At 55.7% G+C, this 25,572-nt stretch carries 20 protein-coding genes and 1 tRNA gene; 7 read left to right on the top strand and 14 right to left on the bottom strand.

Features of this window, described 5'->3' with window-relative positions:
• Nucleotide 1: 1 nt before the first annotated feature.
• From RBB81_RS07570 to RBB81_RS07555, 4 genes are all read left to right on the top strand, one after another.
• Nucleotides 2–802, top strand: coding sequence for a DUF72 domain-containing protein (locus tag RBB81_RS07570; protein WP_353073254.1), 801 nt, complete (start codon nucleotides 2–4; stop codon nucleotides 800–802).
• Nucleotides 799–1,839 (top strand): YheT family hydrolase, encoded by a 1,041-nt coding sequence (locus RBB81_RS07565; protein WP_353073253.1) that lies wholly within the window; start codon nucleotides 799–801, stop codon nucleotides 1,837–1,839. The genes RBB81_RS07570 and RBB81_RS07565 overlap by 4 nt, the downstream gene beginning before the upstream one ends.
• Nucleotides 1,840–1,850: 11 nt before the next feature.
• On the top strand, nucleotides 1,851–2,450 hold the full coding sequence (locus RBB81_RS07560) for a hypothetical protein (RefSeq protein ID WP_353073252.1): 600 nt from the start codon (nucleotides 1,851–1,853) through the stop codon (nucleotides 2,448–2,450).
• Between the two features lie 64 nt (nucleotides 2,451–2,514).
• A tRNA-Arg gene (locus tag RBB81_RS07555) sits at nucleotides 2,515–2,591 on the top strand.
• 34 nt (nucleotides 2,592–2,625) lie between these two features.
• On the opposite strand, the gene RBB81_RS07550 is transcribed toward RBB81_RS07555, so the two are convergent.
• The 7 genes from RBB81_RS07550 to RBB81_RS07520 form a co-directional block, all read right to left on the bottom strand.
• A complete protein-coding gene (locus RBB81_RS07550; protein WP_353073251.1) occupies nucleotides 2,626–3,864 on the bottom strand; it encodes an MFS transporter in 1,239 nt (412 codons plus the stop codon).
• 70 nt (nucleotides 3,865–3,934) lie between these two features.
• Nucleotides 3,935–5,101: an acyl-CoA dehydrogenase gene (locus RBB81_RS07545; RefSeq protein WP_353073250.1), complete on the bottom strand. Its 1,167-nt coding sequence runs from the start codon at nucleotides 5,099–5,101 to the stop codon at nucleotides 3,935–3,937.
• A gap of 131 nt (nucleotides 5,102–5,232) precedes the next feature.
• A complete protein-coding gene (locus tag RBB81_RS07540; RefSeq protein WP_353073249.1) occupies nucleotides 5,233–6,099 on the bottom strand; it encodes a tetratricopeptide repeat protein in 867 nt (288 codons plus the stop codon).
• 241 nt (nucleotides 6,100–6,340) lie between these two features.
• Nucleotides 6,341–7,009, bottom strand: a complete 669-nt coding sequence (locus tag RBB81_RS07535; RefSeq protein ID WP_179581372.1) for a PspA/IM30 family protein — start codon at nucleotides 7,007–7,009, stop codon at nucleotides 6,341–6,343.
• A gap of 64 nt (nucleotides 7,010–7,073) precedes the next feature.
• The gene (locus tag RBB81_RS07530; RefSeq protein ID WP_353073248.1) at nucleotides 7,074–8,492 is read right to left on the bottom strand and encodes a flotillin family protein; all 1,419 of its coding nucleotides are present in this window, start codon (nucleotides 8,490–8,492) and stop codon (nucleotides 7,074–7,076) included.
• Between the two features lie 115 nt (nucleotides 8,493–8,607).
• Nucleotides 8,608–9,189: a hypothetical protein gene (locus tag RBB81_RS07525; RefSeq protein ID WP_179581370.1), complete on the bottom strand. Its 582-nt coding sequence runs from the start codon at nucleotides 9,187–9,189 to the stop codon at nucleotides 8,608–8,610.
• A gap of 1 nt (nucleotide 9,190) precedes the next feature.
• Nucleotides 9,191–9,745, bottom strand: coding sequence for a helix-turn-helix domain-containing protein (locus RBB81_RS07520; RefSeq protein WP_179581369.1), 555 nt, complete (start codon nucleotides 9,743–9,745; stop codon nucleotides 9,191–9,193).
• A 298-nt stretch (nucleotides 9,746–10,043) separates the two neighbouring features.
• On the opposite strand from RBB81_RS07520, the gene RBB81_RS07515 reads away from it, so the two are divergent.
• Entirely contained in the window at nucleotides 10,044–12,035 is a 1,992-nt protein-coding gene (locus RBB81_RS07515) for a PP2C family protein-serine/threonine phosphatase (protein WP_353073247.1), read from the top strand.
• Here the strand turns inward: RBB81_RS07515 and RBB81_RS07510 are convergent, their stop codons facing one another.
• From RBB81_RS07510 to RBB81_RS07485, 6 genes are all read right to left on the bottom strand, one after another.
• The gene (locus RBB81_RS07510; RefSeq protein WP_179581367.1) at nucleotides 12,036–12,521 is read right to left on the bottom strand and encodes a hypothetical protein; all 486 of its coding nucleotides are present in this window, start codon (nucleotides 12,519–12,521) and stop codon (nucleotides 12,036–12,038) included. It lies immediately after the preceding gene.
• A gap of 898 nt (nucleotides 12,522–13,419) precedes the next feature.
• The gene (locus tag RBB81_RS07505) at nucleotides 13,420–14,430 is read right to left on the bottom strand and encodes an alpha/beta hydrolase family esterase (RefSeq protein ID WP_353073246.1); all 1,011 of its coding nucleotides are present in this window, start codon (nucleotides 14,428–14,430) and stop codon (nucleotides 13,420–13,422) included.
• Nucleotides 14,427–16,478: a formylglycine-generating enzyme family protein gene (locus tag RBB81_RS07500; RefSeq protein ID WP_353073245.1), complete on the bottom strand. Its 2,052-nt coding sequence runs from the start codon at nucleotides 16,476–16,478 to the stop codon at nucleotides 14,427–14,429. The genes RBB81_RS07505 and RBB81_RS07500 overlap by 4 nt, the downstream gene beginning before the upstream one ends.
• A 159-nt stretch (nucleotides 16,479–16,637) precedes the next feature.
• Complete coding sequence (locus RBB81_RS07495) at nucleotides 16,638–17,546, bottom strand: ribokinase (RefSeq protein WP_423248051.1); 909 nt, start codon at nucleotides 17,544–17,546, stop codon at nucleotides 16,638–16,640.
• Between the two features lie 63 nt (nucleotides 17,547–17,609).
• A complete protein-coding gene (locus tag RBB81_RS07490; RefSeq protein ID WP_353073906.1) occupies nucleotides 17,610–18,557 on the bottom strand; it encodes a GRP family sugar transporter in 948 nt (315 codons plus the stop codon).
• A gap of 106 nt (nucleotides 18,558–18,663) precedes the next feature.
• Nucleotides 18,664–22,155, bottom strand: a complete 3,492-nt coding sequence (locus RBB81_RS07485; protein ID WP_353073243.1) for a TonB-dependent receptor — start codon at nucleotides 22,153–22,155, stop codon at nucleotides 18,664–18,666.
• 191 nt (nucleotides 22,156–22,346) lie between these two features.
• Here RBB81_RS07485 and RBB81_RS07480 point away from each other — a divergent pair, with 191 nt between their 5' ends.
• The gene (locus RBB81_RS07480; RefSeq protein ID WP_179581361.1) at nucleotides 22,347–23,411 is read left to right on the top strand and encodes a LacI family DNA-binding transcriptional regulator; all 1,065 of its coding nucleotides are present in this window, start codon (nucleotides 22,347–22,349) and stop codon (nucleotides 23,409–23,411) included.
• Nucleotides 23,412–23,423: 12 nt separating this feature from the next.
• Here RBB81_RS07480 and RBB81_RS07475 read toward each other — a convergent pair whose 3' ends face one another.
• Nucleotides 23,424–24,086, bottom strand: a complete 663-nt coding sequence (locus RBB81_RS07475) for an IclR family transcriptional regulator (protein ID WP_423248069.1) — start codon at nucleotides 24,084–24,086, stop codon at nucleotides 23,424–23,426.
• Nucleotides 24,087–24,240: 154 nt separating this feature from the next.
• Here RBB81_RS07475 and RBB81_RS07470 point away from each other — a divergent pair, with 154 nt between their 5' ends.
• Entirely contained in the window at nucleotides 24,241–25,572 is a 1,332-nt protein-coding gene (locus RBB81_RS07470; RefSeq protein ID WP_353073241.1) for a 2-hydroxycarboxylate transporter family protein, read from the top strand.

The raw sequence follows: 25,572 nt of genomic DNA, 5'->3' as shown, positions 1-25,572 counted from the left end.
CTTGCCCCGCGTTCCCAAAGCTTCCTCTACGCCCGTCCCGGTCGCCGCTCCTAAATCCTTGGCGCGCCTGTACGCCGGGACATCGGGCTGGGCGTATCCGACCTGGAAGCCCGAGTTTTATCCTGCGGGCATTCCGGCGAAAAAATTTCTTGAGTTCTACGCCTCGCAGCTTACCTCGGTCGAGGTCAACTACACCTTCCGCGCCTTGCCGACGGCGAAGATACTCGAGGGCTGGCTCGGCGCGACCCCGCCGGAGTTTCGCTTCAGCTTCAAGGCGCCGCAACGCATCACCCACCTCAAGCGCTTACGCAACTGCGAAGAGCTTGTAGCTCAGTTTGTGGCGACGCTTGAGCCAGTTCGTCAGGCGGGCAAACTTGGTCTCCTGCTCTTCCAGCTTCCTCCAAACTTCAAGGCTGACGCCGAACTTCTCAGCACCTTCCTCTTTCTTTCCGCGCTTCACGAAAAAGGCGCCCCGCCGATCGCGTTTGAATTCCGTCACGAATCGTGGTTTGACGAGAAGATCTACTCGATTTTGCGCGAGCATAAGGCGGCAGTTTGCATTGCCGAGAGCGATGACCTACTGACGCCAGAGGTGCATACCGCGGAGGGCCATACCTGCTATCGGCTGCGGCGGAGCAGCGGTTACTCTGCAATCGAGCTTGACGCTTTTGCGCAGCGTTTCGCAATCCTCGCCCAGCAGCGCGACGTCTACGTTTACTTCAAGCACGAGGACGAGCCAACTGGCGCACTCAACGCCACGCAATTTCTTTCCCGCATCCAGGCTCTGGCGGGGAAACAGTGACGCCGACAGCCGAGATCGAGAGCATCGAAAGCCACGCTGCTGAGTTTCAGCCTCGGCGTTTCATCATCAACGGACATCTGCAAACGATCATGGGCAACTACTTGCCGCGACTCAACAGCCTGCCCGCGCCTGAGGCCACCCTCGTCGAGGTTTCGCCAGGCACAGCCAGCCAGATCGCCAGCCAGGTTCTTTGCCACTGCCACTGGCAGCTGAAAGATATTCGTTCTTCACGACCAACAGCCATCATCGTGCATGGGCTGGAAGGTTCCTCGGATTCGCAGTACGTAGTCGGCAACTCGAACAAGCTGTGGCGGGCCGGATGCAACATCATCCGGATGAATATGCGTAATTGCGGAGGCACCGAGGCGCTCACGCCGACACTCTATCATTCGGGCCTTTCCAATGACGTGCTCGCTGTGATGAACTTCTTCGTGGCACAACGGGGGCTCCGGTCGATGTCGTTGGTCGGCTACTCGATGGGCGGAAATCTAGTCCTCAAGCTTGCTGGCGAGCTTGGCTCTGACGCTCCCTCAGAACTGCATTCCGTAATCGGCGTATCCCCCGCGCTCGATCTTGGCCCCTCGGCCGATGCTCTGCATCGTAAGCAGAACCGTCTTTACGAGTTGAAGTTCCTTCGCGCTCTCCTGAGCCGCTATCGCCGCAAAGTCGCACTATTTCCTCACGTCTACGATCCAAATCTTGCTATCGGAGTACGTTCTCTGCGCGAGTTGGACGACCGCATCACTGCACTCTACTCAGGGTTCGCCGGCGCCGAAGACTACTACTACCGCGCCGCTGCAGCCCGCGTCATCGACCAGATCGCTGTGCCGACGCTCATCCTCCATGCGCTGGACGATCCCTTCGTCCGCATTACCGATGAGAGTTGCAGCAGACTCGAGGCGAATCCGAATATCCGGCTGATCACGACTCACCACGGCGGCCACTGCGCCTTTCTTGCCCAGCCCGACGCTGACACCGGATACGATGGTTACTGGGCCGAGCACACCTTGCTGCGGTTCCTGCTCGCCAACGCATAAGATAGTTTCTAATGCTCTCTGACTGGTCCGCCGAATGTTCTTCAGACGATCCTGTGCTTGTGGTTCCTTGGTCTGACCCATCCGATCTCTCCGGAAATCGCCGATTCATCGATCTCCGCGAGAACCCCTACGACCTCGACCATCTCCCTGAAGTCGAACAGCATCCACCACTGATGCATGCTCTGCGCGCGCTCAACGCCCCCCGATCTGCCGTCTTCACCGCGAAGTGCGACGCATGGCCGCTCGATGCAGATGAGCTCGACAGTCTTCGCGCAAACCTTGACGTAACCTCCGACGATGCGCCGGCCGGCTTTGGCAGCTACATCGACATCCTCTGGCGCGAACGATCTCTCTTCGCCTCCTACCATCAGATGGAGCAAATGATGCACCGTTTGACACGCCACTCCTCTCCGCTGGATCAACCCTATGCCATGCTCGACTGTGTCATCCGCCCTGCACTCGTTGATCTCACTGGTCCCCAGGAGGGCTTCGCGGCCAGCCTCTATGTAAAGGCCATCGGCCACGATCCCCACGCCGCAGAACAGAACTGGGCCTCTGCTCTGGACGCTGTCGTTGCACTGTTGCGCAGTAAGGATCTTGCCTTGGGCTAAGCTTCCGCCAATTTTTCAAACCTGAAAGCTCGCCTTCCCCGATACAATCGATACAGACGCTCGCGGGCGAGTAGCTCAATTGGATAGAGCACGAGCCTTCTAAGCTCGGGGTTGTGGGTTCGATCCCCGCCTCGCCCACCACCCGCTCACTGCGTCTGCTACGCGCTAAGCTCCCCTAGGCCTCGAGCAAAAGATCTTCTTCCTCAGTACGGTGAAGATCCGCTTCGCCATTGCGTTTGCCAGTCGCATGTCGTAGCCCCGCCAACGCGATAAAGCTGATCGCCAGGCAACAGACTCCGTTCCACTTCCAGTGCTCCCATGCGATGGTCGCCAGGGCTGACCCCACCGCCGCCCCGCTAAAGTACACCGTCATATAGACCGTATTGATCCGGCTGCGCGCAGAGGGGACCAGCCCAAAGATCCGAGTCTGGTTGGCTACCTGCGTCATCTGCGCCCCTATATCCAGCACCAGCACTCCAATCGCCAGCGCGATGATGTGGATCGTCATCGGCAGCTTGATCGGCTCTTCCACCCACAACAGAACGTAAGAGAACCCCAGCAGCCCCATCCCAAGCGAGACTACCCATCGCGATCCATGCCTGTCGGACAGCCTGCCCGCAAGTGGTGCGACCAGTGCACCCGCCGCGCCGACCACACCAAAGGTGCCTGCGACACCCGCGCCCAGCCCGTAATGACTGTGCAGCACAAAAGCCAGCGTCGTCCAAAAGCAACTGAACGACGCAAAGACGAGCGCGCCAACAATGGAGGATTCTCTAAGCAGAGGCTGCGTACGAAATAGCGTCCAGAGCGACTTCATCGCATCCGCATAGCGCAGTTGTTGCTTTGGAGGCAGTTTGGGCATCACCTTCCCCATCAGCGGAACGAATGCCGCATTCACCACCGCCGCCACCACGAAGACCCAGCGCCAGCCATGAATGCTACTCACCCAGCCAGCGAAGGTGCGGGCCAGCAGAATACCCAACAGCAGCCCGGTCATGACTGTGCCGATAGCCCGTCCGCGCTTTTCATGCGACACAAGGTCGGGCGCAATAGGAAGCGCAACGTGGGTAACCGACGCAAAGAGCCCAAGCAACACACTCGCAGCAATCAGCCAGGTCAGTCCAGGGGCAAGCGCAACCAGCAGAAGGGCAACCGCCTCCGCACCATACATTCGCATCATCAGAGCGCGGCGCTCCAGCACGTCGCCCAGTGGAACGAAGGCCAGCAAACCAGTCGCGTAACCCACCTGGGTCGCCACCGCGACAAAGCCCACATGGCCAGCCGTAACACCGTAGGAGCGACCCATCTCCAGTAGAAGCGGCTGGTTGTAGTAGATCGTCGAAACACCAACTGCGCAGGCCAACCCCAGAAAGGGGAGTGGCGCGCGATGTTCTGATTTCAATAAAGTGGTCATACCAATGCTCTCTTCTAGTTTAGAGCATTGGACAGCAATCGGCTAGGGGCCAGAAATCGACGTGGAGACGCTAAACCTTGCCCAGCGTCAACTTAGCGATAGTAGCTAGCTGCATAAACGACGTGCCTTCATAGATCTTGCCTATCTTGGCGTCGCGATACAGCTTCTCGACCGGATAGTCCTTCACAAAGCCCGATCCCCCATAGACCTCGACCGCGAGACTGGCAACGCGTTCAGCTACCTGCGACGTGAAATATTTGCACATTGCCGCTTCTTTTAGAAAATCCAGGCCCGCATCTTTCAGCCGAGCCGCGTTATAGACCATCAGTCTCGCGGCCTCGATCTCCGTCGCCATCTCGGCCAGTTGAAACTGCATCGCCTGAAACTCTACCAGAGTCTTGCCAAACTGCTTGCGCTCCTTGGCCCACTTTGCCGCATGGCCCCACGCACCTTGCGCCAGCCCGAGCATCTGAGACCCTATCCCGATACGACCTTCGTTCAGGGTTTCGATAGCGATCTTATATCCCTTGCCCGGCTCGCCCAGCACCTGCGCTGCCGGTACAACGCAGTCGTTAAAGATCAGTTCGCACGTACTGGACGCGCGAATACCAAGCTTGTCTTCTTTCTTCCCAAGCGTAAATCCGGGCGCGCCCTTCTCGACCAGGAACGCCGTAATTCCCTTGTACCCTGCCGCCGGATCGATCGTCGCAAAGACGATAAACAGCCCGGCCTCTTTCGCATTCGTGATCCAGAGCTTCTGCCCGTTGAGAACGTAATCGTCGCCGCGCTTCACCGCCCGCGCTTGCAGTGCAAAGGCATCGGAGCCCGAGGAGGCCTCGCTGAGCGCATACGATCCAATCGTATCTGTCGCAAGCCGCGTCAGATATCTCTTCTTCTGCTCTTCATTCGCCCATCGCACAAGCGCATTAATGCAAAGCGTGTTCTGCACATCGACCATCACCCCTACGGACGGATCGACCGCAGAGAGCTCCTCGACTGCGAGAATCGCATTGAAAAACGTACCACCTGCCCCGCCGTACTCTTCGGGAATCTCGATCCCCATCAACCCGAGTTCGAAGAGTTTCCGGATCATCGCGGCATCCATCTGCTGCGACTCATCCATGCCGCGCACCAGTGGACCAATCTGTTCCACCGCGAATCGCCGTATCGTATCGCGAAAAAGCTGCTCGTCATCCCCCAACTGCGTCAACGCCATCGGTCCAACCTGCTGCGACATCCACTCACCTCAACTCGTATTCAGGAAAAGGTGAGTCTAGCATCTTGAACACACGACTGAATAGGCATTCACTATGTCCCCTGAGCAGAGACACACTATCTAAATTGATATCGAAGAAGAGAGCAAGACCGCTATCCAGCGACCTTCACCAGACGTCCACGCCGGCTGACGATCGAGAGCTTCTCGGTATTCAAAATCTTCCTAGCCTGCTCTTTGGCATGGTTTGCCCACGGCCCAACTGGGTCAAGCCGCACATACGCCAGCCAGTGCCGCAACGCCCGTCGACGCTGGCCCTGCCGCTCATACGCCAACGCAAGATTGTAGTGTGCATCCGCATACTGGGGAACCAACGCAACCGCCTTCTGATAGGCAGTCGTCGCCTCAGCCAGCCGCTGCATCTCGTCCAGCACATTGCCCAGGTCAAAGAACGCGAGCGCGTACTCGGGGTCGGCCAGCGTCGCCTGTCGATAGAGCCCTTCCGCTTCTTCAAATCGGCGCAGATTGTAGTGGATCGTCCCGAGATTGATCAACGCCGGTGCATGCTGTGGACGCATCGTCAGAATCGCCGCGTAGATCTCGGCAGCCTCCGGGATCGTAGCCGGATTTTCCTCCAGCTGCACGGCCCGCAAAAACATCTCCTGCACCTCTGCCGCCTGCCGCAGAACAGCGTCTCCGCTGCCCACAACGCGAAGCTGACGTGCCGGTGCAGTTTCGAAATCAAAGGCAAGCTGCTGTGTCACCGGATCCATCAGCGCACCGCCATGCCGGAAGCTCAACCGCGATCCACGACGCACAAAGCTCGCCTCCAGCAGCGGGTTTCGCACTCCCCCCAGCCGCTGCATAGCATCTACCGACGCTCGTATATTTTTCGCAGAGATCTTCGTCGTCGCCTGCAGATCGCGCAGCCTTCGCAGTTGGCCCAACGCTTCAAAAGAGTAGTCTTCGCGGGGAGAGATCAGCCCCGCTCGCTCCCACGCCGTCAGCTGGCGTGCCTGCAAGTGAAGGATCCGGATTACGTCTTGACGGCTATATCGGGTCACAGTGGTGTCTCAGTTGGCACCGTCTTACAAGTTCATCCTGCGAACTCTCTCTGGAGTATGCCTTCGAAACCCGCGCCAATCAAGACCTAAGTCACCTAACCCGATCAATAACAGTGGATAACTTGTACCAAAACGGGTTCACTCTATGGCGAAGTAAATACGCTGTGAAATAGCAACCCTACCTTCAAGACACCCGCCATCACGTCAGTCTGGGCTGGCGGCTCTTGAGATCTTCGAGGAGGCGCTCGATCTGATCCTCTCTCTCCAGGGTGTTCAGTTGATCTTCGAGCGACTGAGCTTCAAGGATCATGTGGCTGGCGGCATTGTTGGCTTCGTCGCGCTGAATGCTGGCGCGCAGACGATTCATGGCGGTCGATCGGTCATGCGAAGCAGCGATCGTGCGAGCCGTATTGGCCTTGCCGACGGTGCGGGCTCGACGCTGCCGGGCGATCAACAACTCGCAAGCAGATCGCGTCTCGGACAGCTTTTGTTGAAGGCGATTGAAAGCGTTGCGAAGAGTTTCAGTCTCAGCGTTCTGATCTTCCAGTTGCTGAGCGAAGTTCGACGTCAGCCGCTGGTTACTCAAACTGCGCTCCAGTGCAGCGCGGGCCAGATCGTCTTGCTGCTTCTGAACAGCGAGTTCGGCTTTGCGATTCCACTGGTTCATGGCATCCTCGTGCTCCTTCAGTTTTTTCTGCAGAAGGTGCTGGTCGGCGATGGCGATGGCGACCTGTGTCTTGACCTGGAGAAGCTGGTTTTCCATATCGAGAACAAGTTGCTTTGCGAGCTTCTCGGGATCTTCAGCCCTCTCGATGAGGTCGTTGATGTTGGCTCGTAAGAGTGTTCCTACACGTTCGAGCAGTGCCATGGGAGTCCTCCTTTACTGCGGTAGTGCGCCGGCGCGGAGAGAGTTTTCCACGCCGGCTGACACGTCATGCCTGTGGACTGTTGCCGTCATCGCGAGGTTTCATCGCTTTGACGTTGGACATCAAATCATGAATATTCATGCCGGATAGAGCTTCGAAGAGCGCGGGAACCTGAGCGGCGATCTTAGTCATCTCGCCGGTGATCTTGTTGGCTCCTGTCGCCCCATCGTTCCCAGTCGAAACAATAGTGATCTTGTCGACCTTGCTGAGCGGTTCTGCCATGGCACGGACAACATCGGCCATATTCGTGATGAGTTTGTCGACGACAGCGGCCTGCGTCCACCCCTGATAGGCTTCGGCCTTGACGTTCATCGCCTTCGCCTCCGCCTCGCCCTTCTGGAAGATGATGTTGGCCTCCGCTTCGCCCTGCAGTTTAGTCGCCGCAGCGCGGCCCTCCGCCTCCATCATGATCCGTGTTTTATCAGCCTGAGCAATATTCTCGATGCGCTGACGCTCGATCTCGGAACCCTTGAGAATCGTCGCGATGAGCTCCTTCTCGTGACGCAGGATCTCAGCCTCCTGCACCTTCACCTGCTCCTGTTTCTCAACCTGTTGCACCCGAACCTGCTCCGCAACAACCTTCTGTTGCATGACGTTGGTCTGGAGCTCGTAAGCTTTGTCGGCCTGAGCCTCCTGACGACGGCTCTGCTCGGTGAACTGCGCCTTTTGGATATCAAGGTCGCGCTGAGCTTCGGCCTGTTTCGCAAGCGACGCCGTCTCTGCGATTACACGATCCTGATCGGCTGAGGCCTTCGCTACTGCCGCCTCGCGTAGTGCAATGGCGCGGCGAATGGCCGTGTCACGCTCAGCCTCCGCTGCCGCGATCTCGGCATCGCGGCGGATGCGAGCGACATCTGGACGACCCATATTGGTAATGTACTCGTTCTTGTCGCGCACCTCGCGAATCGTGAAAGAGATCACCTCAAGCCCCATCTTGCTCATGTCATCCATGCAAGTGGAGCGCATCCGTTCGGCAACCATCTCCGGCTCTTTCACAATCTGCTCGACGGTGAGCTGGCCGATGATGCCCCGCAGATGGCCCTCCATCACAAGGCGGATAAGACCTTCACGCTGGTCGGGAGACTTTGTCAGAAACTGTTCAGCCGCGGTAAGAATGGACTCTTTGTCCGAACGGACTTTGATCTGAGCAACCGCTTCCACAGTCACCGCGACGCCTTGCTTGGTATAGAGATCCTGTTGCGGTGCAACATCAAAGCTCATCAGCTCCAGCGAAAGCTGTCGAGAGTTTTCAACGACCGGAAAGATCACCGCACCGCCGCCTTTGATGACGCGTGGCCCGCGAAAACCATAGACAATAATCGCTTCGTTAGGACCAGCTTTGCGAAACATCTTAGCCATGAGCAGCGCTAAGGCAAGCGTGGCGAGAACTACCAGACCAACAATAATAATGACCGAGTTCGGCATATCGTTCCTTTGTCCGAGACGGACGAGAGAGCGTGTGATGTGCTTGCCTCACGAGGGAGATGGCGGGGAAGCGCCTCGGCAAGTGAGGCCGCCCTGTGACGAAAAAATCGGCGTGTTATGGCAGCCCGTTTGTGAGTTCCTCCCACCGGCGAACGTACGCCACACCACGGTCATAACGAATCACAACAACCTCCGCGCCACGCTCGATCGCGCTGCCGTCTTCGCTCCGGGCAGCAGCAGCACGACGAGCCCCGGCCTGCGAAAAGATGATTTCGCCGATGCCGTTGCCGTCACGAATTGAGTCACTGACCTGAGCGAGTACGCCGGCCATCTCCGTCTCTTCCGGTGTCAAAACACGCTCGCGAGGAAGAAGCAATTTAAAGAGAACAGCCCAGATGAGCGCGGCTCCAGCGACACCGCTTATCAAGGCGATTAGCAAGACCAGAGCGCCTCCAAATATGCTGGAGTGGTGCAGTAGATACCCAGCTCCACCAAACCAACAGAGAAAAACTGTGATCGTGAAGCCGTTCACTGCCGAGATTCCGGATCCACGATGCGCTCCGCCGGGTGCCGCGTGGCCGTGAGCCGCATGGCCAATGTGAAAGCGGCCGACGTGCAGATGGGCGAAGCCTCCAAAGACAGAGATCAGGCTGAGAATCAGACCGACACAGAAACAGATGAGATAGAAGGAGTCCATATTATTTGGTGCTCCGTTTCGCAGCTTTTTTGGGAGCTGGTTGAGTTGGTACAGCCATCAGCGAGGAACTTTCAGGACGAAGAACCTGAAAGAGGCGGTCCAGTAGCGTGGGCGTATCAAGAATGCTTTCGATTAGAAGAAAGCAGCGCCGTGAATCGCTATGGTTAGCCAGCGCGAGCAGAGCCTGACAGAGTGCGGGATCACGACGGAAACGTTCCGCGCCGCCGACCAGCCAGAGATCGAGCTTGTCTTCGGCGGTCCGTAGGTCGGAGATCAACTCAGAGTGGTAGCCCTCGGGATCGTCGACCAGATAGCCGGGATGAACCTTGAAGAACTTCGCCAGCAGCAGCCGCGTCGTATTCGTCAGATGCGGGCGCGCTCCACTCTCAATCTGGGACAGATACGACTGGCTGATCGTCGCTTTGCTTGCCTTCTTGCCCGTGCCATTTTCCTGTTGAATCGCACGGACCAGCTCCTGCTGAGTCATGGCGCGGTTGAGACCGCGGAGGTTGCCCTCGACCTCACGAAGATAACGAATTTTGTCACTGAGTTTCATGCTATTACAAATCGCAATATTTATATCGCGATTTGTAATAAAAATCAAGTGCGTTCTTACGCGAAATACAGTTCGTGAAAACACGAGACTCTGGGATACTGCAAGCTCCGGACGCTTTCGATACCTCAGAGTCGGATACCCGGCGTATGCTGGCCACATGCTTCGGCTTGCCTGGCGTCTAACGCATTCGTGCTGCCTGCCCGCACTCCTGCTTTACGTCTCCTCCCTACTTGCATCTTTGCCGGGGCTCGCTTCGGGACAAGAGCTTGCTGCGCCACCGCCCTCATCCGAATCTGGAATGAGGATCGAAGGTCTAGGGAAAGCCGTCGCACCGCTCGATGGTCCCTGGCAATTCCATCTGGGAGACGATCCCAACTGGGCCTCGCCCTCCTTCGACGACTCTCGATGGGAAAAACTAACAGCAGAAAGGCCTTGGGGCGAGCAGGGACACCCCAGTTACACCGGCTATGCCTGGTACCGCCTGCACCTGTCATTAGACTCAGCGCCAGGAAATCAAACCAACTTCGCCCTCCTCGTGCCCCACCTGGACGATGTGTACGAGATCTTCTGGAACGGCGACTCCATCGGCCGCAGCGGAAAGTTTCCTTCCTATCCCATCTGGTACCGATCCTCAGATGCACCGATCATCTACCCCCTCGGTCCGGGCGCTCCCGAATTCGAACCAAGACTCGAGCACCCATTTCATGGCACCCTTGCCGTTCGCGTCTGGAAAGCGCCTCTTCTTTCCGAAGATTCCGGACGATCCGGCGGCTTCGAGGGGTCCCCAGTTGTCGGTTATCCCGAACCTCTCGCCGCTTATAAAACCACGTTGGACTACCAGTGGCTCCGTGCCAATCAATTCTCTTTCAGCGAATACCTGCTCTACGGAATCGCCGGTCTGCTCGGCCTATTCTCCTGGCTTCGAGATCGGCAGCAGCGGACGCTCTTGTGGATGACCGGGTTCGCCCTCAGCCCGCTCATTCGAATGGTTCTCTACGGGATGCGCATCGCCTGGCCAGTAGGTGTATCAAACGCATTAGGACCGCCTGTCTCCTCCATTCGCGACATCTCCCTTTGGTTTCTGCTGCTCTGGCTTCTGCGCCTTGACGACAACCAGTCCTTAATCCGTCTGGTCCGTCGCTTCGCCATTGTCAGCTTGTCCGTCAGTATTCTCGATGGTCTTCTGTCGCTGGTGGACGCGAGCGTGGGATGGTTCTGGCTCATTCAAATTGCGGACGCGCTGCTCACCGGCATCTACTTCATCACCGCGACGGTACCTCTGGCACTGGTCGCCCTCGCCGTCAAACAGCGACGCCGATTGGATTTGGCCCGCAGGCTGCTTGTCATCGCGGCATTTCTCTCGGGCATGATGCAGGTTGTGCAGGGGTTAGCTCCCCAGGGAAGGCGCTTCACGCACTGGACCCTAGCCGACAAACTGCGCGAGCCCATCTTCCACATCTATGGCAGTGCAGTATCGCTGCCGACGCTCACCGGAATCTTCCTGCTCCTCGCACTGCTCTACACGGTCTATCGCACCTCCGTGGACGACCGCCGTCGTAGGAGCCTTCTCGAGCAGGAGATGAGCAGCGCCCGCGAGCTCCAACAGGTGCTCATCCCCGAAAGTTTCCCGTCGATACCCGGCTTCGCCGTTACCAGCGCCTATTGTCCTGCGCTTGAAGTTGGCGGAGACTTCTTCCAGATCATTCCCCTCGACGGCGATTTCACACTCGTCATTCTTGGCGATGTCAGCGGCAAAGGCATCAAAGCTGCCATCGCGGTATCACTCATCGTCGGACTGGTGCGCGTCCTGGTAGAAAACACGCATAGCCCCGCTCAATTGTTGACCGAGTTGAACCGGCGATTGTGTGGTCGAATGCAAGGCGGTTTTGCCACCTGTGTGACCCTGCGCATCGACCCTGACGGCAACTGCACTCTGGCCAGCGCCGGGCACCCACCTCCCTACCTCAACGATCGAGAGTTAGCCATTCCCGGCTCGTTCCCGCTCGGCCTCTTTCCAGCCGTCACCTACGAAGAGAGTCGCTTACGCCTGCAGATTAACGATCACCTCGCGCTCTACACCGATGGATTGCTCGAAGCCCGCAGCAAGACCGGGGAACTCTACGGCTTTGAGCGGATAAGCGAGCTCTTCGCAACACTCCCAGACGCCGCCCGAGCAGCAGAAGCCGCGGTACGTTTTGGCCAGGATGACGACATCACCGTCGTCACCCTGGTCCGCGTACCCATCAGCAAAGAATCGACCGGCATCGCGGCAGACACTCAAAGTATCTAGCTACGAGCTGCCCGACGAGCTATCGTCGGCTCGCCGAATCGTATCCTTAAGCACATTCCTTTTCTCGTCAAAAACTTTCTCTGTTCCCTCTCTCACCTTCTTCGCAATGTCGGTCCATACCGGGTTGATCGTCTTGAGATCCACCTCTTCCTTCTCTAGGGCTTCCTCAAACTCCTCAGCCTTTATCAATCCATTCGTGTAACTCGACATCTTCTTCACGATCTCGAACGCCGAAGCAATCACGACGCCGACATCATCTTTATGCTCATCTGACACGCCTTCGTAGACTTCTTTTTTGTGCTCGTCGATCCACTGAAACACGATCGGAATCACAACCTCGCAAACCCATCGGTTGTAAGCGTCCAACCCCTCAACCCCCGCGATCCAGGATGGGTGCATCCCCCAATCCGGATAAGCCCCGCACAGTCCATCTCCGTTACATTTCTTCACAATATGTTGAGTGGTCCATTTATTAAGGTTTGACATACCCTCTCCTCGTTGATTTGACTGTTATCTAATTGAATTGAGATACAAGGGCCCACAACCCGAAGAACTACTGCCAAAACTCGATCCGCCGACTCCCTACAACCTGGAAAATGCAGGGACCCATAACGTGGACAAAGCTAGGTGCAGTGTTTATAGCATTGATTCAAGTACCGTTGCATATTTCAACTCCAGCGGCTGCGTCGCCCGGCAAGGGATCATTGGCCTTTCTCATGTAGAAAACGCCGTCTCGTCATCAATCACCGGTCTTGCAGGCCAATCCACTATGACGACCTGATTGAAGACCAAAGCCGCGACTTGTATGTATTGGGAGACATGCTCAAACATCTCAACCCTTGGAGATCAAGGCACGAGCCTATGCACAGCACAGCCAGAGCTAGGCGGTCGTCGAATGGCGGTTCCCCAGAGACGCGCAGACCTCCCATGCTCGGAACTAATGGCGACTTTTTAAATTTATCGGCAGGATGGGTTTGCGACCCTATAGATGCCCGGTCAGAAATCTGAATACTTGTCCATGCCCTCCCGTCTGCCTCGAAGGCAACGCCACACATTTGGGAGCGCACTCTACTCACACCACACCGGTCGGGCATATATGACCAGAGTCCTTGTAAGTATTCATTTTAGGGAGTTTAAATGGAGCCGATGAGCGGAGTTGAACCGCTGACCAATGCCAGGGTGTGGACGTGAAACAAACACAGCGCTAAGGATTTGCGTTCAGTCCGCCCCCCCCAATGCATCGCCGTCTCCGACGGCCGTCCTGCTTGTCAATGGGTTGGACTTCGAATATTCGATCGCAGCCGCGGGAGGCAGATTCAGCAAAAGCACAGGCATCTTCGCCCGCTTAGTTATTGGCAGCACCTCGGAGTTGCTGCGGCATGTTTTATTTTGAATGGGCGTTCGCGAAAAATTGCCATGCCATCTGGGTGAAATCAAGCGGCTCGGTGGGACGGGTGGCTTGATTCAAGGTTGAACTCTTACTTCCCAGCCACTCGTGGCCGAAGCCGGCGATGAAGTCGGCGATGACTGATACATGGTCCCTGCAACCCTGCCAGGATAGCTGGACTCCCCAGGCAGTCTTTTCCGCTCGCTGCACTTGACAGCCGTTGAGATAACCCCACGTAACCCAGTTGCCGTGCGGGGTGGTCGCGAAGTTGGGACTGTTGACCTCAAAGCCAGAGAACTGTTCGTCGTTGTCGCCGTGAATGTAGAGGACGGGCATCGAATGAGCCAGCTTCACCGGGGGCTCCATGAGCGGAGTCGCGACGGCCACGATCGCAGTGATGGATTTGGAGTGTCGGGCGGCGAGCAATTGGACCATTCCGGATCCACTGGAAAAACCAGCGAAGTAGATACGTTTAGGGTCGGCTGAATTACTGTGCAGGACGTCCCGAAGAACGGCCATGAGATAACCGTCGTCATCGACTGGAAGCATGCCGGCTGGAGGGAGATGGGTGCGAGAACCCTGCATGTCCCAGAATGTGGTGTTGGTTTGCTTTGCAAAAGGTTGATCGGGTTGGCGAGGCAGCAGCTCGGGGAAGACAACTAAGAAGTTGTTGAGGTCCGCTTCGGTTTGCCAGCCGAACTCTTCGGAGTTCTGTCTAGCAGAGCTGCCTGTACCGCCCAGCATGAAGACCACCGCAGGGTGCGGAGGAAGATGCTCAGGCTTATAGACGAGGTAGGGACGGCTGTATCCGTTGTGTGTGAACGGAAAGATAGCAGGCTGAGCGGCGAGCGCGCGCATCTCGCCTGCCATCGCTAGTTCGGCAAGGAATAACAAAGTTAGACGGATCAATACTCGGATAATACGTCGAGAGATGATTCCGTCCATCTTCGCTGGCTGGCCGAAGAAAGCGTTCGGGCCCATGCCGCTCAGGCTCGTGACAATTCTCATTGCGCGTCCATGACACACCGGAAACCTACTGCGCCTGAACGGTCTTCGCTTGGAGCCATCAGCAAGAACTTGCCGTGTTCATCGTTGCGGTAGGCTTGCGGAAAGTACCAGATCGATCCACCCGGCTGGTAGTAGCTGCCGCCGCGAAGCACAGCCGCACGCGTGTGATCATCCTCATACTCGTCGGTCCATTGCCATACGTTGCCGACCAGATCCTGAATACCAAAAGAGCTCGCGCCCTTCGGATGCGCGCCTACGGCATCTGGCGAAGTTAGCCTTCGGCCCTTATCGACGACGGGTACAGCTTCAGCGCTCCATGTGTTGCCCCACGGATACTTTCTGTCGTCTGTTCCTTGGGCGGCGTACTGCCACTCCCACTCATGGGGCAGCCGCTTCCCTGCCCACTTAGCGTATGCGCGTGCATCTTCGAGAGAGACCCAGGTGACGGGCTTGTCTGCCCAGCTAACGGGATAAGTGTCACCTTTCCAGTCACGAAGAAAATTTTTGGCATCCTTAGGTTTGTAGTGCGTGGCATCAATGAATTTCTTGAATTGCTCGTTTGTGACCAGGTTCGTATCCATCCAGAATGTGTCGATGTTTACGATGTGATCGTGGTAGCGGCGAGGTGACGGCTCCCAAGGGTACTGAAAGTCGACGCCAACATCGTCACGTCCTTCGATTTCAATCCCGTTCACGCGGAATCGGTATGTAGCCGCAGGAATTTTCGTCATGCCTTCAAGAGCTTGCGATGTAGCTTTCGTCGTTGGGATCTCCACCAATGTTTGCGGTATAAAGTTCCACTCAGCACTGTAGCTCTCGAGCGGCTTTTGCGTGATGCTTCGCATCTTCGTCAGGAGAGTCTGTTGTGCAGCGGATAAGGCACCAGGCACCTGAAGAATCGCTCCGTAACCGTTTGGTTCGACCGTAAACGAGAGCAGTGCGTCCTGGCCGTCCATGCGTGGAGTCAGTTCAACACCGTGGTAGACATCGAAGAACTTTGATCCGGCAGGAGCACTCTTGACACGCAATAGTTCGCCCTGCATCACATAATCGCTGCGATTGACGAGTGTCCAAACGGCTTCTGAGTTCAGAGGCCAGTAACTTGCGAACAGACCGCGCGACTCGGTGGTGTAGTAGGGCTGCCAATCCTTGCTGACCAGAAAAGGTGCGAGGCCGCGCTCCATGGTTGCCATCCGCCGAATCGCTTCGCCATCACGAGGCGTAATGCCGTTCCATATTCCCCAGACATTCTCCCAACTCTCGAATCCGACCCCGTTGAAGAAGGCTGCCTGGAGATATTCTGTTTTGCTGTGACTCCATCGTGCGCTGACGTTTACCATCGCGCGCGGCTCGAGCCACTTACTGCGACTTACATCCGGCGCATAGGGGTAGGTCCAATAACCCCATGACATTGTGTTCCACGCAAGCATCTCGTCATGCCCGGGGAATGCTTCCGGTTCGAGCGCCAGGGGGTGATTAATTTTAAGAGCGGCGTCGCTAAATGCTTTTGGGATACCGTCCATGGTGTCGCCGTTTACGCCGTCTGCCCCGATCTCTTTCATCATCTCCGCAGTAGCTGTCCAGTTCGGTTTTTCTTCGTCTCGGGTTCCCTGGTCCCACACCATCACTGGAAAGAAGACCTTCACTCCGCGGCGATGGAAGTCCGACACCATTTGTTTGACGGCGGGAATGCCGCCGGGCATATCGCGAATGAGATCGTATTGATTCCGGTCGTCGATGCCTATGTTCGTGTAGGTGTGCCATATGAGGACGGAATCGATGCCACCGTAGCGTTTCTCCGTGTCGTCCAGGTAACGATCGACCGTGTATTTTCCCGAGTCTGGATCGTAAAAATACCGATCTTCCATCATCATCTGAGGTTGTATGAAGCTCGACTGCGTCCATTTGAGCGCTGGCAGGTCATACATATCACCGGAGTAACCCATGCGAATCTGGCGATTGGTGCGCCAGCCACGCATCTCGTCCAACCAGATCTGAGTTTCCTGCGCAGAGCAGCCGTGATTCCCCCCAATGAGCAGCTTCGACACATCATTGCATCCGGGTGCCGAAATACCTTCGGTGTTGAGTTTGAGATGAGGGTAATCAATCTGTGCTCTAAGTCCGGCAGAACAGAGGCAACAAAGGCCTGCCGCAACAAGTCTGGCGCTTAGGGATAGTAATCGCAATGTTTGCTCCTCGTGTTTCGTTTACAGATTTTTTTCGGCTGATTGAACGTGTCCGTCGATGGAGCGCTCTAAAGCCATCAACACTTCTCTTTTAGTCGCCAAAGAAGGCTGTGCCCCGGAACGTGTGACAGACAGGGCAGCGGCAACTGTAGCAAACCGTGCGCTTTCTACAGGGGTGTCACCGTTCATCAAGCCGACCGCAAACGCTGCGTTGAAAGCGTCTCCAGCTGCCGTCGTATCCACAGCTTGCACTTTGGGTGCCGGGATTCGATGCAACGAACGATCTTCGCCAAAGAGAACGGCTCCCAACGCGCCGCGCTTTAATATGATGCCCTTCGCTCCCAGTTGCAAGAGCATGGCCATCACCCCCTCTTCAGAGGATGCGCCATTGGTGTAGAACTGAGCTTCTGTTTCATTGGGCGTGAGCCAGGTCACTCCTCTAAGTTCTCCGTTTGGCAGCGCCTGCGCCGGTGCCGGATCCAGGATGAGTGGCAGGTTCAATTCGGAGCACATCTCCGCCAGGCACTGAACCGTTTCAAGTGGAATTTCAAGTTGTGCAAGAACCACCCCCGCGTGTCGGAATATCTCTTTTCTGCTCCGCAAGACGTCGGGAGTCAGATGGAGGTTGGCTCCCGGCGAGACGACGATGCTATTTTCACCCGCATCATCAACGAGAATGGTTGCTGTTCCAGTCGCGGCATTGACCTCGCTCACCTCCGTGATGTCCACGCCCTCTCTCTTGAGCTGCAGTCGCAACTGGTCTCCGAACGCGTCTCTGCCAACCATGCCCAGCATCTTCACGGGATATTCGAGTCGCGCCACGCCGACTGCCTGGTTGGCACCCTTCCCACCGGCATGAGTTTGAAAATCATGTCCAAAGATGGTCTCTCCTGCGCGTGGTATACGGGGCACGCTCGACACCAGATCCATGTTGATACTGCCTACAACGACGATAGGTCGCAGGTCATTATGCATAAGTTTCTCCAGAAGCGGCTAGTGACCAGCAAAGAGCGGAGCGGCGGCGATTGCACAAAGGCCTAAAAGAAAAAAGATGAACATGAACGTTAGCAGTAGCTTGATCCGACTGGTTGTGCCTGCGAACTCGCGCCACACAAAGACACCCCAACCTGCCGACACCATCGTCGCGCCCTGGCCGATGGAATAGGAGACTGCAGGACCGACGAAGTGTGTCCGCGCCGCTACAAAATTGAAAACAGCGCCTGTACACCAAACCATGCCACCGATAGCTCCCCAGAGATGCCAGCGTTTAGGAGCTGCAACATAGCCTGAAAAATCGACGGGAGTTTGCCCATCAATTGGCTTGCGCATAAGCAGATAGTTTGCGGGAAGGGCACAAAGAGCTACCCCGATGACAAACAGGAATGCCACGGCATACGGCCCCGATGCCCCAGAAGTAAACATCGCCTTCGAAACGAAGGGGTAAAAACTTCCCATCAAGACGCCCGAAAGCAGGCTCAGCAAAATGCCTTTGCTGCCGGCGTTTCGTCTTTCTTTTTCCCGAAGACGATATGCCAACGCATCCATAACAATTGCGGCAACCACCAACGCGATGCCTCCAAACAACAACAAAGGATTGCCTGCTGGATTGATAACGTAGTTGCTAATCGCCCCTATGACCAAAGCCAGACCGATTCCAATAGGAAAGGCCACGGCCAAGCCGGCTACATCGATCGCCGCAACCAACAGCAGGTTCGCGAGATTAAAGATCACCCCACCCAAGAGTGCCATGCCGAGATGGTAGGGGTGAACCTTCGTAAGATCGGCGACAAAAGACACCCCTTCTGATCCCGTGCTGCCAAGAGTGAAACCCCAGAGGATCGCTCCAAACAGGAGCCCAATGACGTAGTCCCAGTAGAAGAGCTGAAACCGATAGCCTGGGCACAACTTCATGGTGTTTGCCCAAGAGCCCCAGCAGCTCATGCTGATGAGCATGAAGATCAGCGTGCTTGCATAGATTTCTGGTTGATACACTGCGTCTCCAATCGGTGAAAGGATCCGACCTTAGAAATAGTTTCAAGGCCATCAGTTAGAAAGCCAGCTTTACAGCCAATTGCAGAATACGTGCTTCGCGAGCATTTGTTGCTGCACCGAAAGGAATGCCGCTTCTGGTCCCGGTCTTTGTCTGGTAAGTCTGAGCGCCGTTCCACTGCGTGTGATTCAGAGCGTTATAAGCGTCGGCACGAAATTCAGCATGGAAGCGTTCGAAGATCGGAAACGTCTTGGCGAGAGATAGATCGAGATTATTTTGGCCCGGACCACGGATCGTACCAAGCCCGGAGTTACCACGAACGCCGGTTACTGGAATCGTAAACGCCGCTGTATTGAACTGGTTCAGAAAGTTCTTTGAACCGTGAGAGAGGTTTGGATCGCCGTTGACAAACAGCTCGTCTGTACCTGCATAGTCAAGTGCGCTGGTCGCGTCATTGATGATCGTAAGCGCCTCCCCGGACTCGATCGTGCCGATGAATGAAGCTCTCCAGTCGGTCAATGCTTCCCGTGCGACGCGGTTCCAAGATTGGCCATAAGTCGGTGACCAGATGCCGCTGTAGACAAAGCGGTGGCGGTGGGACAAAGTACTCTCACCCCGGTTATAGATATGTGGGTCCTGGAAGCCATTGAACCCGCCTTCTCCGTTTGCCGCAAGCGTGTTGACGTAGGGATAGTCAGAGACGGTCTTGCCCCAGGTGTAGTTGCTCAGGAACTGGAGTCCATGAGTGAACTGATGTTGGAACTGAGCGACGGCTGCGTTGTAAAAAGCGTTCAAGTTCGGTCGCTGCACGTAGATGTCGCCGAAGCGGCCCAGATTATTCGGACGAGCATTGTTGTAGGCATTCTTAGTCGGCCAATTTGTTTGGTAAGCAGGCAGGTTCTCGTTGATGTAGTTAGAACCCTTTCGTCCCTGTGACCCCAGGTAAGAGAGTGTGAACGAGTCGCGGGGCGTGATTTCATGCTGGACATCCAGCATGAAGCGTTGATAGTAGGGCAGTGGGGTCGACTTCTGATCGTAGTAGTACGCCGTCGAATAGTACCCGTCGCCAAAATATCCCTGACCCGGGCCGGTACTTACTGGATAGTTGCCAGGAACGAGCGGTGGAGGAGTCTGGAAGATGTTCGAGAGTCCCAGGACGGGAGTATCACTTGGAGCGCCCTTTGTAACGTTCGTGATCTCGTCGCCGCTGAAGTAGCCTGGGACGCCATTCAACGCGTTGCCGACCTCAGTTGAAATCTGCGTTGCACCAACGTCATAGAAGATCGCATAGCCTGCCCGCAGTACCGTGTTCTTATCCAGGTTGTAGGCAAAACTAACTCGAGGAGCAAAATCCTTTTTGGTTGCCGACAGATAATGCTGCGGCACACCTTGTGCGATTCCGGGAAGCTTGAGCACGCCACCGTCCGTTGTTGGCTGGTAGATCGCACAGCACAGGTTGTTGTTTGCATAGAGTGGGATCGAGAGATCGTAGCGGAGACCAACGGTTAGGGTTAGACGTGGGGTCACCGCAAACTTGTCGTTCGCATAAAAACCCCAGTACGGAAATGTTACGTCCAACTCCGGCGACGTAGCGTCGCCACCTTGAAAGTCGTAACGCTGGTGGATCGTTTCCGGCAGGCCCATGGCCAGATCAGCCATGGCGTCGCCCCCCTCGTAGTTTTGAAGGCTTCCACCGGTGCTAAACTTCTGCTGAAACTCGACAAAGCGAGCGAAATCCCAGTCATATTCGCTTTTGCGGAAGTAATTTCCTCCGAAAGTCATCGTATGCCTGCCTTTACTCCAGCTCACATTGTCTGAAAATTGCATGACCTTATTCTCAGCACGGAAGACCTGATTAAAACCAGGACTTGCATAGTTGTCGACAATCATCTGAAGAACACCACGCGTAATTCCGGAACCAGTATTTTGAAAGACCTGGTTGAACGGATTTGCATCGCTGTTCAGATAACTGATCTGATTGGGAGCTACGGTCTGAAGGGCTGAGTCGCCGATGCCGAAGATAAATTCATTTACCAGGTTGGGCGTGAAGACGCGCGCATAGTTCACGGTCACAAGGTATGCGCCATCATCGACATCAGACACATAGAGTTGTGAAGGCGCCAGATTTCCCGAGTTGTTGTTGTCGCCGTGCGACTTTGAATACGTGACGAAGATGTTGTCTTTGCTTGTGAGATTCAGATCGAAACGGGAGTCGAAGTGATAGACCGAAAACCCGAGTTTTTGAGTTGTGACGTAATTCAGCTGCGAACTCGGAGTTCCTGAGATGTTCGGCAATGGATAAAGAGCCATGAGCGCCTTGGAAGCCGGGTCAAAAACCGAGCTGCCATCCGGCCTTACAGCCTGGTCAAGCCGATTGTTCGGAATAACGGGACGGCTGCTGAAGCCATTCGCGTCGTAGGTCGTGAAGAAGGGGTTGTACAGTTGCAGTGGATTCGATCCACCCAACAATTCGCTGAAGTCCCCCGTGCGCTCTGCGGCGGACGGTACGCTTTGATAGACCGGCTGAGCCCCATCACTCTCAATGAAGTTTTCGTAGTTGGCGAAGAAGAATGCCTTATTCCTGAGACCTTCGAGAATTTTAGGGATAAACACCGGCCCCCCTATCCCTCCACCGAATTGATTTCGGCGTAATGTGGGCTTTGCGAAGTCGTTGTTGCCGGTGTACGCCGCAAATGATTTCGTAAAAGGATTGATCGCGTTGAGGGCATCGTTCTCGATGAAGTCGTAAGCTTGCCCGTGGAATGTGGAAGTTCCCCCTTTGGTTTGCATACTCAACGTGGAGAAATCGTGCCCGTTGGCGGCAGAGAAGTCTGCTACCTGCAAGGTTCCGGTGCTGAGTGCTTCAACCGAGGGCTCATAGCTGAGGCTGGTTTCGTAATTATCTGTGATGTTTACTCCGTTTACGTAAAAGCCATTGTCGCGCGATCCCTGAACAACTCCTCCCGTTGTGAAGGCGACTCCGCCGGATGCAAATTGAGCGCCAACAGAGTAGGTCCCGCCAGGATTCAGGTTTGCCTGCGGCTGGGTAGAGATTCCGGGCGAAAGCGCAGCTACGGAGGTAAAGTTTCGACCGTTGAGGGGCAACTGCTCAAACTGCTTTTCCGTTACGTTTGTGCTGAGATTCGCCTGACCTGTCTCCATCACCGCAGTAGAGCTATCCACGGTCACCTGTTCCGACTGAGCGCCGATCTTCAATTGCAGGTCATACCTTGCATTGCGGCCGAGGTTCACCGTAATTACACCGGATTGTGTCGTTTCAAAGCCAGCGTGTGAGGCCGTGACCTGGTAGGTGCCAGCGGTGACTTCAGGAAAACTATAGTGACCGGTCGCATCCGACATGGCGGTCTTCGTAGCCTTCTGCTCGAGGTCGAGCAGCGTAACCGTCGTTCCTGGCACTACAGCGCCGGTCGAATCAGTGACAATCCCTTCGACGCCGCCACGCTGGGCGAATTGGCCAAAACTCAGGGCGGGCGCGACGACGGTCATAAAAAACACTACCCAAACGAAACACTTTTTGATTCGGCTCAAGGGCGGCCTCCAGGAGAATGAAACGTTTCAAAACACAACGGGGCAATTTATATGGAAACGATGCGGTAAGTGTCAAGAGTTTTTTTTGTAGAAACAACGGCGATTCGCAGCCCCATTAGATTTGGGCCTCACAGGAGTAAGACTCGTCTAGAATTCCTTCAGCCGCATATTGAAGCTTTCAAAGGTGTTCCATGTCCAACATGAAAGAGATCGCGCGGCTTGCCGAGGTGTCGCTCGGAACCGTTTCTAACGTGCTGAATAACTCTGCGAAGGTACGCGAACCGCTGCGACGCCGAGTGCTCGCGGCTGTCGATTCCCTTCGCTACGAGCCTAGTCAGCTTGCACGAGGTCTGCGACGAGATAAGACAAACATGATCGGCATGATCATCCCGGACATCACCAATCCATTCTTTCCGGCTGTCGTTCGGGGTGCTGAAGACGCGGCGTTCGGGAGCGGTTATCGTCTCGTGCTCTGCAACGCAGATAACAACCTGACCAAAGAGGTCTCGTACATGAACCAGCTGCGGACATACCTTCCTACTGGCATCATCGTGATTCCCTCTAACTTCAGCGAGATAACGATGCAGGCCGGTAGTGCAACCAGAGGCGGAGCAGTTGTGGTTTGTCTCGACCGTATGCCAAGACATTGGAAAGGCGACACGGTCACCGTAGCCAACGATGAAGGTGCGCTGAATGCGACTCAACATCTCATACAGCTTGGTCACAAACGCATCGCTACCATTACGGGTCCCTTGCAGCTGACGATTGCCCATGCACGGCTGGCCGGCTTCCGACGTGCATTGAAACAAGCAAATATTCAAATTCCCGCAGAGTATGTGCAGGAGAGTTCCTTCGATCGTGCAGGTGGATACTCAGCGGCACTAGGACTGTTACAGCTTAAGCCGAGGCCAACCGCGATCTTTGCCCAGAACGACATGATTGCCATGGGCGTCGTGATGGCTATTCGCGAGCTGGGTCTTCGCTGTCCGCATGACGTATCGCTGTTCGGATTCGACGGACTCGAAGTAACCGAGCTGATGGATCCTCCACTGTCTTCCGTTTTGCAGCCTGGTTATCAACTTGGTTCGCTGGGAGTTCAGCTTTTGCTTGAAAGGGTAAGCGATCCGAATCGTCCCTTTCGTCACCATGTGTTGCCAACGGAGCTTCGACTAGGGGCTTCCATTGCTCCTCCCCCTCCAACACGTCAAAGTAAGAAGAAGCCAGACTCGGCGCCTCGTCGCAAATTGGCTACCTGACCAGATCGCCGTTCAGCGGTGCTTTTTCACCCGTTCTCCAACTACGACTGTGCCGCCTAGATCTTCTGTGAGCTCTTTCGCCTTCGCCACTACAATCTGGCGCCAGGACAGCTTCCACCGCTGCGTCGGCATCGTAAGTGTCAGTGCGCCAGCCAACTCACCGCGCGAGTTGAATACGGGGGCCGAAATACCTGATAGCTCCGGCAGCCTACCTCCGATGGAAGTCGCATATCCCTGTTTCCTAATTTTGTCTGGGCCCGCGCCTCGGGCCCCTGAGTAGGCTCCCAAAATTAGACCACCAGCCCCTCGGTCCAGAGGCAGTTCTTCTCCTAACATGACATGCTCTCGCAGGGGCTGCGGTGAATCTATCCAAAACAGCCGAACGCGATGATTCCCTTGCCGGACATGCAGTGCGGCAGTCTCGTGAGTGACTGCAACCAGGCTACGCAGAATAGGCATCACGGCCGCTTGCAGCCCGTCGGCTGCTTCGTGCACTGCGTTTAGTCTCGGAACCTCAGCCGCCAATCGATAGGTTCCCTGAGGTGTTCGGATCAGGTAGTGTGCCCCTTCCAGGGAGTGCAGCAAGCGCAGCGCAGTGCTCTTGTACAAATCTGTGCGCATTGCAAGCTCTGCGAGCCCCAACTCAGTGTCCCCTGCTCGGAATGCCGATAGCAACGCAAGAACGCGATCGGCGATTGCAGACCCCCCCGTGACAGATCGTGAAATTCGCGGCAAGCTGCCTCCTTGACATTGTGTCTGTTGAAGTTGACACTCATTTCGTATAAAAGAACGTCGTTCTATTTTATCAATCATACTTGACGTGAGATGAATGCTTCTTGAGTTGAACCCCGAAACGCAGGTACTTCGACAGTGGCCCCGCTGGCTCTCTTATCGCATTGGGCTGCTGCCCCTTCCCGTGTTTGTTCTGCTGTTTGGTGTTGTAGCGGCTCTGACGGGTGCCCATGCGCTCACTGGAGACGTATCCGTCATGATTGCAACGCTCGCCGCAGGAGGGTTCCTATGCGCGTGGCTTGGGGGACTCATTCCGTTTTTGCGACGCCTCGGAGCACCGGCCATCACCGCCGCATTCCTGCCGTCTTACCTGGTGTATCGACACTGGTTGCCCGTTAACCTGGTGGAAACTGTCACCAGCTTCACCAAGGGAACCAATTTTATTTACTTGTACATTACAGCAATCATCGTCGGCAGTATCCTCAGCATGAATCGCAAGTTGCTGTTGCAAGGGATTGCGAAAGTTTTAATTCCACTGTTCGCCGGCTCGCTTATGGCCGTGTTGATCGGCTCTGTAGCGGGTGTTGCGATCGGTTTGCCCTTAGCCAGTATTGTCACACTCGTTATCGTCCCCGTGATGGCAGGTGGTGTTGGTGAAGGAGCCATTCCACTTTCAATCGGCTATGAGGACATCTTTCATCAAAGCTCCGCCGAGTACCTCGCACATCTGCTGCCTGTCGTCCTCTTTGCAAATCTCGTCGCCATCATCATGGCTGGATGCCTCAATGCCATCGGGCGTCGCTATCCGTCCCTCACTGGTAATGGATTGCTGCAGCCACCGTCCAACATACTCCCTCTGCCGGCGTCGCTAAATGTCGCCCCTATCGCACCTAGGAATGATCAACTCTGTGCGGCCGCATTATTTGCCATCTCTCTCTACTTGCTCGGCATTGTTTCGCACTTTCTTTTGGGGTTTCCTCCCCCCGTCACAATGCTTGTAATAGCAGTGCTGCTCAAGGTATCCAACTTGCTTCCGCCATGGATCGATCGGGCGGCGGCGGCCGTCGGGCACTTCTTTGCGGTCGCCGTAACGTATCCGCTGCTTTTCGCTGTGGCTGTTGCGTTGACGCCTTGGAAGTCGGTGAAAGAAGCACTACATCCGGCAAATTTAGCAGTGATAGTTCTTGTCGTCCTCACTCTTGTTGTTACTGGCTTCTTTATAGGCAAATGGATACATCTTTATCCCGTCGAAACCGCTATCGTCAACGCCTGTCACACCGGCGCCGGAGGCACTGGAGACGTAGCTATTCTGACCGCAGCCAATCGTCTTGAACTCATGCCCTTTGCTCAGATTGCAACGCGTATCGGCGGAGCAATTACCGTTACCCTGACGCTACTAATTTTGCGTTTCCTTACACATGGAAAATAG

Origin of the sequence: Tunturibacter gelidoferens (genome assembly GCF_040358255.1) — a bacterium.
GTDB classification, from domain to species: Bacteria; Acidobacteriota; Terriglobia; order Terriglobales; family Acidobacteriaceae; genus Edaphobacter; species Edaphobacter gelidiferens.
This window is presented reverse-complemented; position numbering and strand designations above follow the sequence as displayed.

Coding starts and splice junctions, on each gene's coding strand:
- RBB81_RS07560 (WP_353073252.1), top strand. CDS start 1,851: ATGCTCTCTGACTGGTCCGCCGAATGTTCTTCAGACGATCCTGTGCTT.
- RBB81_RS07550 (WP_353073251.1), bottom strand. CDS start 3,864: ATGACCACTTTATTGAAATCAGAACATCGCGCGCCACTCCCCTTTCTG.
- RBB81_RS07545 (WP_353073250.1), bottom strand. CDS start 5,101: ATGTCGCAGCAGGTTGGACCGATGGCGTTGACGCAGTTGGGGGATGAC.
- RBB81_RS07535 (WP_179581372.1), bottom strand. CDS start 7,009: ATGGCACTGCTCGAACGTGTAGGAACACTCTTACGAGCCAACATCAAC.
- RBB81_RS07530 (WP_353073248.1), bottom strand. CDS start 8,492: ATGCCGAACTCGGTCATTATTATTGTTGGTCTGGTAGTTCTCGCCACG.
- RBB81_RS07525 (WP_179581370.1), bottom strand. CDS start 9,189: ATGGACTCCTTCTATCTCATCTGTTTCTGTGTCGGTCTGATTCTCAGC.
- RBB81_RS07520 (WP_179581369.1), bottom strand. CDS start 9,745: ATGAAACTCAGTGACAAAATTCGTTATCTTCGTGAGGTCGAGGGCAAC.
- RBB81_RS07515 (WP_353073247.1), top strand. CDS start 10,044: ATGAGGATCGAAGGTCTAGGGAAAGCCGTCGCACCGCTCGATGGTCCC.
- RBB81_RS07510 (WP_179581367.1), bottom strand. CDS start 12,521: ATGTCAAACCTTAATAAATGGACCACTCAACATATTGTGAAGAAATGT.
- RBB81_RS07505 (WP_353073246.1), bottom strand. CDS start 14,430: ATGAGAATTGTCACGAGCCTGAGCGGCATGGGCCCGAACGCTTTCTTC.
- RBB81_RS07495 (WP_423248051.1), bottom strand. CDS start 17,546: ATGGATCTGGTGTCGAGCGTGCCCCGTATACCACGCGCAGGAGAGACC.
- RBB81_RS07490 (WP_353073906.1), bottom strand. CDS start 18,557: ATGAGCTGCTGGGGCTCTTGGGCAAACACCATGAAGTTGTGCCCAGGC.
- RBB81_RS07480 (WP_179581361.1), top strand. CDS start 22,347: ATGTCCAACATGAAAGAGATCGCGCGGCTTGCCGAGGTGTCGCTCGGA.
- RBB81_RS07470 (WP_353073241.1), top strand. CDS start 24,241: ATGCTTCTTGAGTTGAACCCCGAAACGCAGGTACTTCGACAGTGGCCC.